Source organism: Hymenobacter cheonanensis (assembly GCF_030581075.1).
Lineage (GTDB): Bacteria > Bacteroidota > Bacteroidia > Cytophagales > Hymenobacteraceae > Hymenobacter.
Genome location: NZ_JAUQSW010000001.1, coordinates 448,008 through 462,881 on the forward strand (window position 1 = coordinate 448,008; position 14,874 = coordinate 462,881).

Consider the following 14,874-nt stretch of genomic DNA (forward strand, 5'->3'; position numbering starts at 1 on the left):
TCTTACGTTAAGGCGCGGGCCGGGTTGCGGCCCGGGCACCCCTAGTTGCCGTCAATTTTTTTTCGATTTGCGTTTATACTCAATAAGTAAGCTTTGCCTGGCGGGCGGGCTGCTGCCGGCGCTGCTCACGGGCTGCGCCTCGCTGCCCCAGATGCTGCAAGCGGCCGAAACCGGCCGCCGCGTGCGCGTAGAGCCCACCCCGCTCACGGCCGTGGGCGAGTCGGTGCCCTTCGAGGCCACGGCCAAAGTAGCCGCCAGGCACCTGCACAAAGGCGCCGTGTACGAGGTCTTGCTCACCTACAAATACGACCACGACCTGCGCCTCGACACGGTGGGCCGCATTTCGTTTGCCCAGGGCGAATTCACCTACGACGACTCGGTGAAGGGCCGCTTGGTGAGCCGCCGCCGCTTCACTATCGCCAACTCGCCGCGCCGCTCGCCCGGCCAGCTCATGGCCCGCGGCCAGGTGCGCGAGCTAAAGCCCCACGGCAAAGTGCTGACGGCCAAGACCGAAACCCTGGTGGCGCACGGCATCTCGGACCCCGCCCGCCGCGTGGTGCTCGAAGACACCCTGCTAGCCCTGCTGCCCGAGCACGTGAGCAACGTGATGAGCGGCACGCGCATCCTGCCCTTGTATTTCGACCAGGGCCAGTGGTTTATCCGCTCCAGCCTGGGCACCAACATTGCGGCGCTGGAAGACCTGATTGACCAGAACCAGCACACCCAGCGGGTGCTCATCGCGGCCGGCCACTCGCCCGATTCGCTCGATGCCCACCAGCCGACCCTGGCCAGCAAGCGCGTCAAAATGCTGCTCTACTACTACAAGCAGCGGGTGAAAGGTTTTTCGTATCTCAATAAGGTCGAAGATATTACCTTCGATACGCTAGCCTACCGCAACAGCTGGGAACTGCTGCTCAACCAGGTGCAGCACTCGGTACTGAAGCCCGCGCAGCAAGACTCGGTGGTGAGCATCATTAACAACACGCCCGGCACCTTTGCCCAGAAGGAAAAGGCGCTGCACAAGCTCAGCTACTTCGATTACCTCGAAGATTACATTTACCCGGTGCTGCGCTGGGGCACGGTAGCCGTGACCTACACCGCGCCGCCGCGCTACGACTCGGAGGTGTACATTCTGAGCAAGAAAATCCTCGAAAAAGAAGCCGACATCGACGCCCTCACGCCCGAGGAGCTGCGCTACTCGGCCCAGCTTACGCCCCTGCTGGCCGAAAAGCAGCGCATCTACGAGCTGGCCGCCGCCAGCACGGCGCGCTGGGAGGCGTTTTATAACCTGGGCACGGTGCTAGCCCTGCGCGCCGAGAAAGAATCGAACCTACGGGTGCAGCAGAACTACTACCACCGCGCGGCCGTCAACTTTACCCTGGCCGCCCACCGCCACCCCACGGCCGAGCTGTTTTACCGCGCGGCCTCGGCCCACCACCGCGCCCAGGAGCGCCTGGAGGCCTTGCAGGACTACGACTACGCCATCAAGCTGGGTGGCTCGCGCGATATTCTGCGCAAGGTTTTCGCCGATAGGGCGGCCCTCGAAATTCAGGTGGGCCAGCCCGAGCAGGCGCTCACCAGCCTGCGCCTGGCCGGCCCCAGCTACCAGAACTACATGAACCAGGCGCTGCTGCTCGTGCAGCGCGGCGCCTACGATGCCGCCGCGGCCCAGTACCACCTGGCCCTCGACCTGCGCCCGCAGGCCGCCGACCCGCACTACGGCCTGGCCGTGGCCGCCGCCCGCCGCCACGACGAAGCCGCCATGGCCGCCGAGCTGCACCAGGCCGTGCGCCTCAACCACGACCTGGCCACCCAGGCCACCGAAGACCTGGAGTTTCAGGACTACGTGCAGGGCAAGGCCTTTCGGGAGGCGCTGAAGTAGCTCTTTTTAACGCGAAAAACGTCTGTCATTGCGAGCGCCAGCGAAGCAATCGCACCTGAGCGGAATCAGAGCGGCTCGTTCTAATGTGATTACTTCGCTGGCGCTCGCAATGACAGACGTTTTATGGCCGTCGATTCTCAATTCTTCCTTCCCTATCGTAGCTTTGCGTACCGGCCGTGTGCCGGCTTTTTGCTAGTCTATTGATGCGTACCATTCAATTCCGCGAGGCCCTACGGGAGGCAATGAGCGAAGAAATGCGCCGCGACCCGTCGGTATTCCTGATGGGCGAGGAAGTGGCCGAGTACAACGGCGCCTACAAAGTGAGCCAGGGCATGCTCGACGAGTTTGGGCCGGAGCGCGTGATTGATACGCCGATTGCCGAGCTGGGCTTTGCCGGCATTGGCGTGGGCGCGGCCGCCAACGGCCTCAAGCCGATTATCGAGTTTATGACTTTCAACTTCTCGTTGGTGGCTATTGACCAGGTAATTAACTCGGCCGCCAAGCTGTATTCGATGTCGGGCGGGCAGTATTCCTGCCCCATCGTATTCCGCGGGCCCACCGGCAACGCCGGTATGCTCAGCAGCCAGCACTCGCAAAACTTCGAGAACTGGTACGCCAACTGCCCCGGCCTGAAAGTAGTAGTGCCCTCGAACCCCTACGACGCAAAGGGCCTGATGAAGGCCGCCATCCGCGACCCCGACCCCGTTATTTTCATGGAGTCGGAGTTGATGTACGGCGACAAGGGCGAGGTGCCCGAGGAAGAATATATCCTCGAAATCGGCAAGGCCAACATCGTGCGCGAGGGCACGGATGTGACGCTGGTGAGCTTCGGCAAAATGATGAAGCTGCTCTACACCGCCGCCGACGAGCTAGCCAAGGACGGCATCTCGGCCGAAGTGATTGACCTGCGCTCGGTGCGCCCCATCGACTACGACACGCTCATCAACTCGGTGAAGAAAACCAACCGCCTGGTGGTAATTGAGGAGGCCTGGCCGCTGGCCAGCATCTCGGGCGAGCTGGCCTACATGGTGCAGCGCCGCGCCTTCGACTACCTCGACGCGCCGGTGGTACGCATCACCTGCGCCGACGTGCCGCTGCCCTACGCCCCTACCCTCATCGAAGCGTCGCTGCCCAACGTGGCCCGCATCCTGAAGGCCGTGAAGGAAGTAACTTACGCTAAAGCCTAGCTTTCAGCTAGCCCTCGCTAAACCGTAAAAGGCCTCGTAACGCATTGTTACGAGGCCTTTTGCGGTTTACGAATAACCGCCATGCTTATCTGGCGGCCACGTAGTGAAGCATCTTGCTCGCACCGTTAGGGCTGCTCCCTAGTAGTACGAGCAAGTGCTTCCTTCGTCAGCATGACAGAATACCTTTAATAACTACTTGGTATCCAGCGCCTGGCCGCTGTCACTAGCCGACTGCACGGCGGCTTTTTTGGGGGCGCCAGCCTTGGCGGCGGCCGAGCGCTGGGCTTTGCCAGCAGCGGCGCTCACTTTGTCGGCGGCTTTTTTTACGGTGCCGGCGGCAGCGGCGGTGGGGCTGGCGGCAGGCTTTTTGGCGGCCGGTGCCTTGGCGGCTGGTTTGGCGGCCTTTGGCTTGGCGGCGGGGCTAGCGGCTTTTTTATCGTCGGCTTTCAGGCCCACGCGGTTTTTTAGGTCTTCGGTGAGGCCTTTGAACTGTTTTTCGAGGTCGGCGCGCTTGGTTTCGCTGCTTTTCAGCAGGTCATCCACGATTTTCTTGCCTTCCTGCTCCGAGATTTTGCTTTCCTTCACCAGCTTTTCGATGGCGGTTTGCACGGCTTTGTTGCCCTGCGAGAGAAAGCCCACGCCGGTATTGATGAATTTCTTAAACAGGTCGTCCATAACTGAAAACGGGCTAGGGTGAAAACGGTGTAATTGAAGCGCTTAGCGCGGTAAACTTACGCACGGCTAGCTGGCTGGTAGTGTGGCGCGCGGCGCAGGCGAGCTAGTTTATTATCGCGGTAGCCCTTGATGGCCAAGGGAATCCAGCCTAGTACCGGAATAAAGTAAGCCAGCACCAGCGGGTTGCGCCACAGCATTTGCCAAAACGCGCCGGGCCGGTCGAGCTGCATCTTAAAATTGCGCTCGCCCCGGCGCACAAAGCGGCGCTCAAACTCGGTGAACACGGCCGGCCAGGCAAAGGGCAGAAAAAACGGGAAGTAGCGCCGGTTTTCCTTCATGCGCTGCCACAGCTCGCGCCAGCGGTAGGGGTGCTGGCCGTGGGCGAGCACGGCGGCATTCAGCTCGGTTTGCATGCGCTGCCTGATTTGCTCGCTGATGGCCAGCAGCTCGTCGCGGCTCAGCTCGTCGTGCTTTTTACTGGTGTAGTCGGTGGGCCGGATGCGGGTGCCCATCACGTAGGTAAGCTGCGCGGGCAGGGCCAGGTAAAACGCCCAGGGCTGGATGATGACGAGCAGCAGCAGCAGGGTAATGGGCAAAAACGGGATGCCGATTTTCTTGGTCAGCCGGTTTATCCAGTCAAAGCTGTAGGCGTAGGGGTTGAGGTACTCGGCATTGATGGTGTAGAACGGCATGATGTCGGTGCCGTGCATCAAACTCAGCCGCAGCATACTAGTGGCCAGGCGCTGGAGCTGGTACTTGCGGTTGAAGCCCTTGCCGATGCCCGGCACGCCCTCGGGGTAGAGCATGAGGTTGTGCTCCTGGTAGTACATCATGGTTTCGAAGTTGAGCGTGGTGGCATCGACGCTGCCGCACTTTTTCCAGAAATCAGTGATGAGGTAGGGGTTCATCAGCTTGGTGGCCGAGAGCATGGGCGCTGAGAGCGGGCGGGGCAAATCGCGCAGGGTGCCGCGCGTGCGCAGCAGGTAGCGCCACAGGTGCGAGAGCGAAATAATGGCATCCCAAGGGAAGGCCATGCCCGAGTGGTTGGAGGCGAAGATGAGCGGCCGGCTAGGGTTGTTGCGCTGCGGATAGGGCTCGAAGCCCACCAGCCGCGAGCGAAACCACACCCGGTCGAGCAGCCACAAGATGTTGTCGTCCAGGGTCTGCGTAAATTCTTCCCGAAAATAATCGCGGTAAATGTGCTGATTCTCCCGAATGAGGGGTGGGGGCAGCGTGTCGGGCGCGGCAGCGGTGGGCATAGGGCAAGGGTGAGCGGCCACGAAAGGTACTGCCCGCCCCGAATACTGCGCCGTAGCCGGGGCGCTAGCCCCTGGCCCCTTGCGCCTACCGGGTAGCCCTTGGGCCAGGGACTATATCTGGCGCTTGAGGCGGATGCTGGCCGGGTACAGGCCGCCATCGGGCCGGCGCAGCACCAAGAACAACAAGCGGCCATCCTGCGAGTGCAGCATGCGGCTGAGGTCGGTGGCCGAAAACAGGTGAGTAGGCATAAAATTGACGCTCACCAGCTCCTCGCCCTCGGCAATGCCCGCGGCGGCGGCCGGCGAGCCGGGCACCACGCGCAGCACCAGGTAGCGGCGGTAGTCGGGGCCGGTGGCCAGCAGGTCGAGGCCGCACATATCGTGCTCGAAGGGCTCGCGCAGCTCGGCGGTGGGCCGCAGCAGCAGCCGGCCGTGCGGGTAGTCGATAACGGTGGTGAAGCGCTTGAGCACCTCGTAGCCCAGGCTGCCGTGGCGCGCCCGCTCGGTGCCCGAAAGGCGCTCGTGCACCTGCGTAGAGTCGGGAAACGAGGTGAGCACCTGCGGCAGGTAGTAGCGCCCTAGCTGCACGGCCGCCACCCGCCCCAGCGAGCCGCTCACAATGCCCGTAAGGCCGCGGCCCAGGTCGGTGCGCAGGTGGGCGGCGGGCAGCCGCAGTCGGTGGTCGGCGGTGGTTTCAAGGCTGAGGGCGTGGCCCGCGCCCGTGTCGAGCAGCAGCCGCAGCGGCAGCGGCTCGCTGCCGGGCGCGGCCCCTAGCTGCCGCACGCCCGCCTGCACGTAGGCCTTGCTGTGGTCGAGCACCAGCGGCAGGCTAGCCCAGCGCCGCCCGGTGGGGGCCTTGTAGTGGGCAGGGTCGCTGAGCAGCAGATCTTGCCGCGTGGGCCGAATGGTAACTACGAACGAGTGAAACAAGTCGCTGCCCATAATGCCGTGCACGGGCATCCCCACGTAGCCCGACAGGTCGAGCACGTCGCTGTTCAGCACCAGCCAGCTGGTGCTGGGCGCTTCCACGCCGGGCAGCGTTACGCGCACATTGGTGGCCTCGTAGGCGTGCAGGCCGCTATCGGTGCCGCCCACCCCTAGCAGGCGGTACTGCTCGCCGTGGGGCAGGTGCAGCGAGTCGGCCAGCTGCGGGTCGGTGAGCAGGCTGGTGGCCACGCCCGTATCCAGCAAAAAATTATACGGCCCATGGCCATTCAGCCGGGCCGATACGATGAGCAGGTTGCGCGGCGCCGAAAATGGCATGTGCGCCTCGTGCGCGCCCGGCCGGGTAAAGGCAAAGCAGGCCGTGCCAGCGCCCGGCTGCGCGCGGCCGGGCCCGCTGCCCAGCAGCGCCAGCAGCAGCAGCCCTAGCCGCGCCCACTCCAGCACCCAGCTCGTTTGCATAACACCCGGTAAATCAGCCTGTGAATGGCTAAATATACAACCGCGCCCGGCCGTTTGCAATGGTGCGGGGCTGGCGGTTTCGGGGCATCCAGGCAGTAGCGCCGGCCTTCAGTACGCTTGTACGCCTAGCACCTGGTTTGCGCACTAAAAACCAGTGCTGTGGGGCAGCTCCCAGGCCCCGGCCGGGTCGTAGTGCAGGGCCCCGGCCCGGATGCTGAGCGGCGCGGCCAGGTTGTTATCGTAGAGCTGGCCGGTGCCCAGGCCCTGGGCAAAATCGCCCACCGCATACTCGCCCGTGAGCTGGGCCACGGCATTGAGGCCAATGTTCGACTCCAGGGCCGAGGTTATCCACCAGGCAATGCCGCGGGCCGCGGCCAGGGCTATCCAGCGGCGGGTGGCGGCGTGGCCGCCCAGCAGCGTGGGCTTCAGCACCAGGTAGGGCGGGCGCACGGTATTGAGCAGCGCCTCCTGCCGGCCAGGGTCGGTGAGGCCAATCAACTCCTCATCGAGCGCCACCGGAATGGGCGACGTGCGGCAAAGCGCGCCCAGCGCCGCCCACTGCCCCGCCGCAATGGGCTGCTCGATGGAGTGAATGGCAAACTCGGCCAGGCGGGCCAGCTTGGCCGGCGCCTCGGCAGGCGAGAAAGCCCCGTTGGCATCTACGCGCAGCACGAGTTGGGAGGGGCTGGCCTCGGCCCGAATCTCGGCCAGCAGCGCCAGCTCGGTGTCGAAATCGAGGCTACCGATTTTCACTTTCAGGCAGGCGTAGCCGGCCGTCAGCTTCTGCCGAATTTGCGCGCGCATAAAAGCCGCGTCGCCCATCCACACCAGGCCATTGATGGGCAAGCCGGCCCGGCCCTGGCTAAAGGCATTGGCATAGAGCTGCTGGCGCCCGCCACCGTTCAGGTCCAGCACCGCCGTTTCGAGCGCGAAACGCAGCGAGGGTAGCTCAACGGGCACCAGCGCGGCCGCCTCGGCCACCGACAATGCCGCGTGACTAGCCTGGTTGAAGCGACGGCAAACCGCTTCGACTGCCGCCTCGAAGCCAGGGCCGTAATCGGGGCTGAGGCCGGCCAGCGGCGCGGCTTCGCCCCAGCCCACTACCTGCGGCTGGCGCGTGTCGTGCAGCCCCAGGTAGTAGGCCAGGTGCTCGGTAAGCGCCCCGCGCGAGGTGCGGGCCGGGAAATTGAAGTGCAGCGCCCGCCGCTGATACGTAAGAGACAGCATGGGGCAAAGGTGCGGCCCAAATGGGCTTAGTCGGTGCTGGCAGGCGGCTTTTTGGGGCCGCGGCGGCTTATCTGGCCCCCCTTGCGGCCGGCGGCGCGGGCCTCGTCGGACGAAAAGCGGTGGCCTTTGCCGCTCTCGTGCGAGGCGCGGCCGCCTTCGCTGGCAATGCGGCGCTGCTGCTCGGGCGACATGGCGGCGAAGCCCCGGCGGCTTTTTTCGCCCACCCGGCGCGCCGGGCGCTTGGGGGCTTTTGCATTCGAAGAAAGTGAATCGGATGAGTTAGAAACAAAACCACTCGTACTCATAAATAAGAACTTTTTAAACGAAGAAATCGGTGAAGAGAGGCCGTCTTGCGTGCCAATGTCAATGGCTATTGCAAACCGCGTTAGTAAGCGGTAAATTCCTTGCGACCCAGAATTTGTTGCCTAATTTTTGCCCCTGGCCCGGGCTGGCGTGCCCGGCCGCAAAACGGGGCCGGGCACGCCAGCCGCGGCGCCTACTGGCCGGCCCCGGCCGGGCGCAACCCTACGCTGCCTGCCGCTGTTAAACCCGCAACTCTTCGCTTGCTTCACTCCTCGTTGCCTCTATGGATTTTGCTTATTCCCCGCTGCCCACGCTTGCCGGGCCCGGCCACCCCAGCATAGGGCTAGCCCTACCGGCGCACTTTCAGGCCGTGCGCGCCCAATCGGTGGCGCTGGTGCAGCCCCTGCTGCCCGAAGACACGGTGGTGCAGCCCTCGCTCGATGTGAGCCCGCCCAAGTGGCACCTGGCCCACACCACCTGGTTTTGGGAAACGATGCTGCTGCAGAAGTTTTTACCCGGTTACGAAGTCTTTCACCCGGAGTATGCCTTCCTGTTCAACTCGTACTACAACTCGCTGGGCTCCAGGGTAAACCGCGCCGACCGGGGCACGCTTTCGCGCCCGCCCCTGGCCGATGTATACCGCTACCGCGCCTACGTAGACGAGCATATGGCTGCTCTGCTAGCCCGCCTGGCCGAGCTGCCCGCCGCCGCCACCGAGCTGGTCGAGCTGGGCCTGCACCACGAGCAGCAGCACCAGGAATTGCTGGCCACCGACATCAAGTACATTCTCAGCACCAACCCGCTGGCGCCCGGCTACTTAACTACGGAGCAGCTAGCCCCCCCCGCAACCCAAACTGCTACGGAGGCACCAGATTTTGCCAGCCCCGGCGGCGCGGCGCGGCCGGCCGCCTGGCTGCCGGTGCCGGGCGGCATTTATGCCATTGGGCACCAGCAGGCGGGTTTTTCATTTGATAATGAGCTGCCGGTACACGAGGTATTGGTGGCGCCGTTTGAGCTGCAAAACCGGCTCGTGACGAACGGCGATTTCCTCCAATTTATCGAGGCTGGCGGCTACCGGCAGTTTCAATTCTGGCTGGGTGAAGGCTGGGACCTCGTCAACCGCGAGAGCTGGCTAGCCCCGCTCTACTGGTCGCAAACCACTGATGGTCAGTGGTTGCGCTACGGCTCCACCGGCCTGGCACCGCTCAACCTGGCCGCGCCCGTGTCGCACGTCAGCTTCTACGAGGCCGATGCCTACGCGCAGTGGGCCGGCGCCCGCCTGCCCACCGAGGCCGAGTGGGAAACGGCCGCCCGCCACTTCCAGGCCACGCCGCAGGGCGGCAACTGGCTCGAAACCGGCTACTTCGACCCGCAGCCTCTGGCCGCCAATGCCGACCCTGGCCAGTGCCACCAGCTGCTGGGCGACTGCTGGGAGTGGACCTACTCGGCCTACCACCCCTACCCCGGCTACCAGCGCGCCGCTGGCGCCCTGGGCGAGTACAACGGCAAGTTTATGCTAAACCAGCTCGTGCTGCGCGGTGGCTCGTGCGCCACGCCCGAGAGCCACATCCGCCTCACGTACCGCAATTTCTTCCACGCCGATAAGCGCTGGCAATTCACGGGGATAAGGCTGGCGCGGTAGCTCACTCGCGTCAACAAAAGAACGTCATGCTGAACGCAGTGAAACATCTTGGTCGCCCCGTTGGAGGAAGCGGCCAAGATGCTTCACTGCGTTCAGCATGACGTTCTTAAGTAAAAAACGACAGGTAACCGGCTAGCTCTTTTCTGGCGTCAGCCACTTTTCGAGGCGCACGGGCTGGTAGGCCTGCATGGCGTCGAGCAGGGCGGCGGCATTGGCACTTTGCAATACCTGGCCGCGGTTTTCTTGCCGCAGGAACGCCTCGGCGCTCATATGGTCGAGCAAGGCTAGCAGCGAGTCGTAGAAGCCCTGCGTGTTGAGCACGCCCACCGGCTTGCCGTGCAGGCCGAGCTGGCCCCAGGTTAGCACTTCAAACAACTCTTCGAGGGTGCCGAAGCCGCCGGGCATGGCCACGAACCCATCGGCCAGGTCGGCCATGAGCAGCTTGCGCTGGTGCATGGTGTCCACGATGTGCAGCTCGGTGCAGCCCTGGTGGGCCAGCTCCTTATCGGCCAGAAAGCCAGGAATGACGCCGATAACCTTGCCGCCTTCGGCCAGCACCGCATCGGCGATGGTGCCCATGAGGCCCACGCACCCGCCGCCGTACACGAGCGTGAGGCCGCGCCGGGCCAGCTCGCGGCCCATTTCCTGCGCCTGCTGGGTATAGATTTCCTGGTTGCCGCTGCTGGAGCCGCAGTAAACTGCTACGCTTTTCATAAGATATTGATTATGAACACGTCCGTCATGCTGAGCTTGTCGAAGCATCTCTCCCATACCGTTGCAGGGAGCGGGAGAGATGCTTCGGCAAGCTCAGCATGACGGACGTGTTTTGTTTTTTAAGTTATTACATGCGCTCGGGCACCTCGATGCCGAGCAAGCCAAGCGTGGTTTTGATGGTCTCGCCCGCTTTAGCTGATAAGGCTACGCGGAAGGATTTTTTCAGCGGGTCAGATTCCTTTAAAATGGAGACTTCTTTATAGAAACGGTTATTGCTTTTCGCTACTTCATAAGCGTATTGGGCTATAATAGCGGGTGACAGCGTCTTCGCTGCTTCAGCTACCGCATTTGCATAGCCTGCAAGCACCTGAATCAACTCGCTTTCAGCAGGTTCCAGAGCACTTATTTCACTAATTTCAGTAAGTGCGACAACACCAGTCTCTTTTGCAGTACGCTGAATTTTCGAGGTACGGGCATAGGAATACTGAATAAATGGTCCTGTGTCGCCCGTCAACTGCACCGACTCTTCAGGATTGAAGAGCATGCGTTTTTTGGGGTCTACTTTCAGCAGGTAATATTTCAGCGCGCCCACGCCCAGCGTGTGGTAGAGCTGCGCCAGTTCTTCGTCGCTCAGGCCTTCGGTTTTGCCTTTTTCGAGGGTCGCGGCTTTGGCGGCTTCTTCTACTTCCTTCACCAGCTCGTCGGCATCGACCACGGTGCCCTCGCGGCTTTTCATCTTGCCGCTGGGCAGGTCGACCATGCCGTAGCTGAGGTGATGAATGGCCTCGGCGTAGGGCTTGCCCAGCTTTTTGAGCGTGGCTTGCAGCACCTGCATGTGGTAGTTCTGCTCGTCGGCGATGACGTAGATGCTGCTGTCGTAGCCAAAATCCTGGTACTTCAGCTCGGCCGTGCCCAGGTCCTGGGTGATGTAGACGCTTGTGCCATCGGCACGCAGCAGCAGCTTTTCGTCGAGGCCTTCAGCTTGTAAATCAACCCATACCGAGCCGTTTTCCTTTTTGAAAAACACGCCCTTGGCCAGCCCCTCTTCCACGCGCTCTTTGCCCAGCAGGTAGGTGCCCGACTCGTAGTAGAACTTGTCGAAATCGACGCCGATATTGGCGTAAGTGGCATTGAAGCCGTCGTAGACCCAGCCGTTCATGCGGTGCCAGAGGGCCATTACTTCCTCGTCGCCGGCCTCCCACTTTTGCAGCATTTCCTGGGCTTCGAGCATCAGCGGGGCCTGCTTTTTGGCTACCTCATTTGTGACACCTTCGGCCTCAAGCTGTTTGATTTCTTCGCGGTAGTGCTTCTCAAAGAGCACGTAGTACTTGCCGGCCAGGTGGTCGCCTTTCAGACCCGCGCTTTCGGGCGTGGCGCCCTCGCCAAAGCGCTGGTAGGCAATCATCGACTTGCAGATGTGAATGCCGCGGTCGTTCACCAGGTTGGCCTTGGTGACGGTGGCCCCGGTAGCTTTCAGAATCTCAGCCACGCTGTAGCCCAGGAAATTATTGCGCAAATGGCCCAGGTGCAGGGGCTTGTTGGTGTTGGGCGACGAGTACTCGACCACCACGCGCTGGGGGCCGCCGGTGGGCACGGGCGCGCCGGCGGGGCTAGCCAGCAGTTCGCCGAAGAGCTTGAGCCACTCGGCATCGGCGATTTCGAGGTTCAGGAAGCCTTTCACCACGTTGTAGCCGCGCACGGCGGGCGCGTTGGCTTTCAGCCACTCGCCCAGGGCCTGGCCGATTTGCTCGGGGCCCTTGCCAAATGCCTTGGTGAGCGGAAACGTGACGAGGGTGAAGCTGCCGGCAAAGTCCTTGCGCGTGGGCTGAAGCACGAGGCTGGCGGCGGGAATCTCCTGCCCGAAAGTGGCCTGCGCGGCCGCTTGCAGGGCGGTTTTTAGGGTTTGTTCAAGCTGTTGCACGAGGGCAAAGGTACGGCGGGGCAGGGCGCGCCACCTAGCCAGCGGCGGGGAACGCCGCCGGCCCCGCCGGGCGTTAGCCTTTCAATTAGCGTACTTACCCAACTGGTTCCACGTGTCTTTTTCCCGCTTATCCATTTTAGCCCGCGTTCGCTTCGGCTGGCTGCTGGCCGCCCTGCTCGCCGCCCCGGCCTGCAAAAGCCATTCGCCGGCCCCCGGCCCCACCGCTACCGCGCCTACTCCCGCGGCCGACGCCCCGGTGCTCACGGGCAGCACGCTCGTGGGCGAGTATAGCGCCGCCACGCTGGCCAGCCGGGCTTCGGCGGTGCCGCTGGTGGGGGCGCTGGTACAATATCCTATTAAGGTGTACCGCCTCACCTACCGCACCCACACGCCCGACGGCCAGGAAACCACCGCCTCGGGCGCGGTGCTGGTGCCGGTGGCTACCCAGGCGCTGCCGGTGCTCAGCTACCAGCACGGCACGCTGCTGCCCAGCAGCGAGGGCCAGGCGCCGTCGTACTACGCGCCGGGCAGCGATGTATGGTCTATCGTGTCCATCCTGGCCTCGACGGGCTACGTGGTGTCGGCGCCCGACTACCTGGGCTACGGCGCCAGCAAGGCCCTGCCCCACCCCTACGAGCACGCCGCCTCGCTCGCCTCCGCTTCGGCCGATATGCTGCGGGCCACCCGCGAGTTTTGCCAGCAGCAAAAAGTGAGTGTTAATCAGAAGAATTTCCTGCTAGGGTACTCCGAGGGTGGCTACGCCACCATGGCCCTGCACAAATTATTGCAAGAGAAATACGCCGCCACGCTGCCCGTGGCGGCCAGCGCGCCCGGCGCGGGCGCCTACCACAAAACGGCTTTTGCCAAGTATATTTTGCAGAGCACCCAGCCGCTCAACTTCCTGAGTACCTACGTGTGGGTGCTGCGCACCTACGACCGCGTGTATGCCCTCAACCGGCCCTACTCCTTTTATTACCTGGAGCCCTACGCCACCCAGCTGCAAGCCAATCCGCTGGCCGAGGTACCTAGCCAGGCCAGCCAGCTTTTCGCCACAACATTTCGCCAGGCGGTGCTGAATAATTCGGATGCGGCGCTCAACAATGCCCTAGCCGACAACGATATCTACGACTGGAAGCCCACCGCTCCGCTCGCCCTCTTCCACGGCACCGCCGATGACTACGTGCCGTTCTTCAACTCGCAGGATGCCTACGACGCCATGCAGCAGCGCGGCGCCACGCAGGTCGAGCTGCATCCCATTCAGGGCGGCACGCATTTTTCATCGGCAGCCGCTTACACGCTCGGGGCGTATAGCTTCATTAGCCAGTATAATAAGTAGCACTTCCTCATGTAAAAATAAAAAACGTCCGTTATGCTGAGCTTGCCGAAGCATCTTGGTAGGGAACGCTAGAATACTATCCTTTACGCAACCAGCCAAGATGCTTCGGCAAGCTCAGCATGACGGACGTTTCTGAGTTTTAGCTCTCGCGTTACTCAGTTGAGGGCTAGCTGCGGCTCACTACCTCGTCCATCCTGAGCCGGCGCTCGATGGCGGCGGTGGCTTTTTCCAAGATGTTGAAAGCGTTTTTCGCCATCGTGTTCTCGTTGTCGAGCGTGGGGTTGATTTCGCCCATCTCGAAGCACACCACGCGCTCGTTTTCGAGCAAATCCTGGCACAGGTTTTCGCCTTCGGATAGAAAGAGCCCGTCGGCTACCGGCGTGCCTGTGCCGTGGCTGAACTGCGAATCGAGGCTATCCACGTCGAACGAAATGTACACCAGGTCGCAGAAGCGCAGGTGCTCGTAAATCTCGCGGGCTAGCCGGCGCGAGCCTTTGGCCTTGATTTCGGGCAGCCTTATCCACTTGATGCCCAGGCGCTCGATAAGGGCGTCTTCTTCCGCCTCGGTGTCGCGCACGGCCACGTACACCAGGTGCTCGGGGCGCAGCTTGGGGCCGGGCTCGGCCAGGTTTTGGAGGCGGCGCCAGAAAAACTCAGTTTCGGCATCGGGCTGGTTGTGCTGGCAGGGCAGGTTGTCTTCGCCCAGCGCGGCGGCCAGGGGCATACCGTGCACGTTGCCGCTGGGCGTAGTGTAGGGCGAATGAATGTCGGCGTGCGCATCTATCCAGATGACACCCAAGGTCTTGGCCGGATACGCGGCCTTGATGCCCGCAATCGTGGCGTTGGCGCTGCTGTGGTCGCCGCTCAGCACCAGCGGAAACTCGCCGAAGCGCAGCGTTTGCTCCACGGCGCTGGCCACGCCTTTTTGCACGGTATAGATGGCGTCGATGTGCCTGGCGTGCGGAAACGGGTTCTTCTCAAACAACACGTGGTTGAGGTCGGGCACGGCCACCGAGTTGTAGCGCCGGAAATAATCGGAACCCTTGTTGAGGCAGGCAATACGCAGGGCATCGATGCCCAGGCTGGCGCCGCGCGTGCCGGCTCCCAGTTCGGAGCGGACTTCCAGTAACTTAATGCGTTTCATCGGGTGGGAAAAGAGGTTGACGTGAGGCGGCTGCATCGTACCGCTAGCATCTCTTTTTAAGAAACCCTAGCGAGCGCTGCCTTGCGGCGCGTGCGCCGTAGCCATGTCGCTTCCTTTCATCGGAAACCGATGCGAGCGTGGCCGGCTGGTTTCCGGCCCCCGGCGGTACTTTTGGTACGC

General features: G+C 62.7%; 12 protein-coding genes. 4 read left to right on the plus strand and 8 right to left on the minus strand.

Annotated features, from left to right (window positions below):
- Window positions 1–67 precede the first annotated feature (67 nt).
- Together Q5H89_RS01960 and Q5H89_RS01965 are read left to right on the plus strand one after the other, a co-directional pair.
- Window positions 68–1,882, plus strand: a complete 1,815-nt coding sequence (locus tag Q5H89_RS01960) for a tetratricopeptide repeat protein (protein WP_305017607.1) — start codon at window positions 68–70, stop codon at window positions 1,880–1,882.
- A gap of 203 nt (window positions 1,883–2,085) precedes the next feature.
- Window positions 2,086–3,069 carry a pyruvate dehydrogenase complex E1 component subunit beta gene (locus Q5H89_RS01965; protein WP_305017608.1) on the plus strand — a complete coding sequence of 328 codons (984 nt, stop codon included), beginning with the start codon at window positions 2,086–2,088 and terminating at the stop codon, window positions 3,067–3,069.
- A gap of 192 nt (window positions 3,070–3,261) precedes the next feature.
- Here the strand turns inward: Q5H89_RS01965 and Q5H89_RS01970 are convergent, their stop codons facing one another.
- From Q5H89_RS01970 to Q5H89_RS01990, 5 genes are all read right to left on the minus strand, one after another.
- Complete coding sequence (locus Q5H89_RS01970) at window positions 3,262–3,744, minus strand: phasin family protein (RefSeq protein ID WP_305017609.1); 483 nt, start codon at window positions 3,742–3,744, stop codon at window positions 3,262–3,264.
- A gap of 56 nt (window positions 3,745–3,800) precedes the next feature.
- Window positions 3,801–5,003, minus strand: a complete 1,203-nt coding sequence (locus tag Q5H89_RS01975; protein WP_305017610.1) for a hypothetical protein — start codon at window positions 5,001–5,003, stop codon at window positions 3,801–3,803.
- Window positions 5,004–5,114: 111 nt separating this feature from the next.
- Window positions 5,115–6,407 carry an aspartyl protease family protein gene (locus tag Q5H89_RS01980; protein ID WP_305017611.1) on the minus strand — a complete coding sequence of 431 codons (1,293 nt, stop codon included), beginning with the start codon at window positions 6,405–6,407 and terminating at the stop codon, window positions 5,115–5,117.
- Between the two features lie 144 nt (window positions 6,408–6,551).
- Window positions 6,552–7,634: an o-succinylbenzoate synthase gene (locus Q5H89_RS01985; RefSeq protein ID WP_305017612.1), complete on the minus strand. Its 1,083-nt coding sequence runs from the start codon at window positions 7,632–7,634 to the stop codon at window positions 6,552–6,554.
- 26 nt (window positions 7,635–7,660) lie between these two features.
- Window positions 7,661–7,939 carry a KGG domain-containing protein gene (locus Q5H89_RS01990; RefSeq protein ID WP_305017613.1) on the minus strand — a complete coding sequence of 93 codons (279 nt, stop codon included), beginning with the start codon at window positions 7,937–7,939 and terminating at the stop codon, window positions 7,661–7,663.
- A gap of 281 nt (window positions 7,940–8,220) precedes the next feature.
- On the opposite strand from Q5H89_RS01990, the gene egtB reads away from it, so the two are divergent.
- Window positions 8,221–9,579: an ergothioneine biosynthesis protein EgtB gene (gene egtB, locus Q5H89_RS01995; protein WP_305017614.1), complete on the plus strand. Its 1,359-nt coding sequence runs from the start codon at window positions 8,221–8,223 to the stop codon at window positions 9,577–9,579.
- 132 nt (window positions 9,580–9,711) lie between these two features.
- On the opposite strand, the gene Q5H89_RS02000 is transcribed toward egtB, so the two are convergent.
- Window positions 9,712–10,293, minus strand: a complete 582-nt coding sequence (locus Q5H89_RS02000; RefSeq protein ID WP_305017615.1) for an LOG family protein — start codon at window positions 10,291–10,293, stop codon at window positions 9,712–9,714.
- A gap of 127 nt (window positions 10,294–10,420) precedes the next feature.
- Entirely contained in the window at window positions 10,421–12,214 is a 1,794-nt protein-coding gene (gene argS, locus Q5H89_RS02005; RefSeq protein ID WP_305017616.1) for an arginine--tRNA ligase, read from the minus strand.
- A 112-nt stretch (window positions 12,215–12,326) separates the two neighbouring features.
- Between argS and Q5H89_RS02010 the strand changes: the two genes are divergently transcribed.
- Complete coding sequence (locus tag Q5H89_RS02010) at window positions 12,327–13,550, plus strand: alpha/beta hydrolase family protein (RefSeq protein WP_305017617.1); 1,224 nt, start codon at window positions 12,327–12,329, stop codon at window positions 13,548–13,550.
- A 166-nt stretch (window positions 13,551–13,716) separates the two neighbouring features.
- Here Q5H89_RS02010 and Q5H89_RS02015 read toward each other — a convergent pair whose 3' ends face one another.
- Entirely contained in the window at window positions 13,717–14,694 is a 978-nt protein-coding gene (locus Q5H89_RS02015) for an arginase (protein WP_305017618.1), read from the minus strand.
- Between the last annotated feature and the right edge of the window lie 180 nt (window positions 14,695–14,874).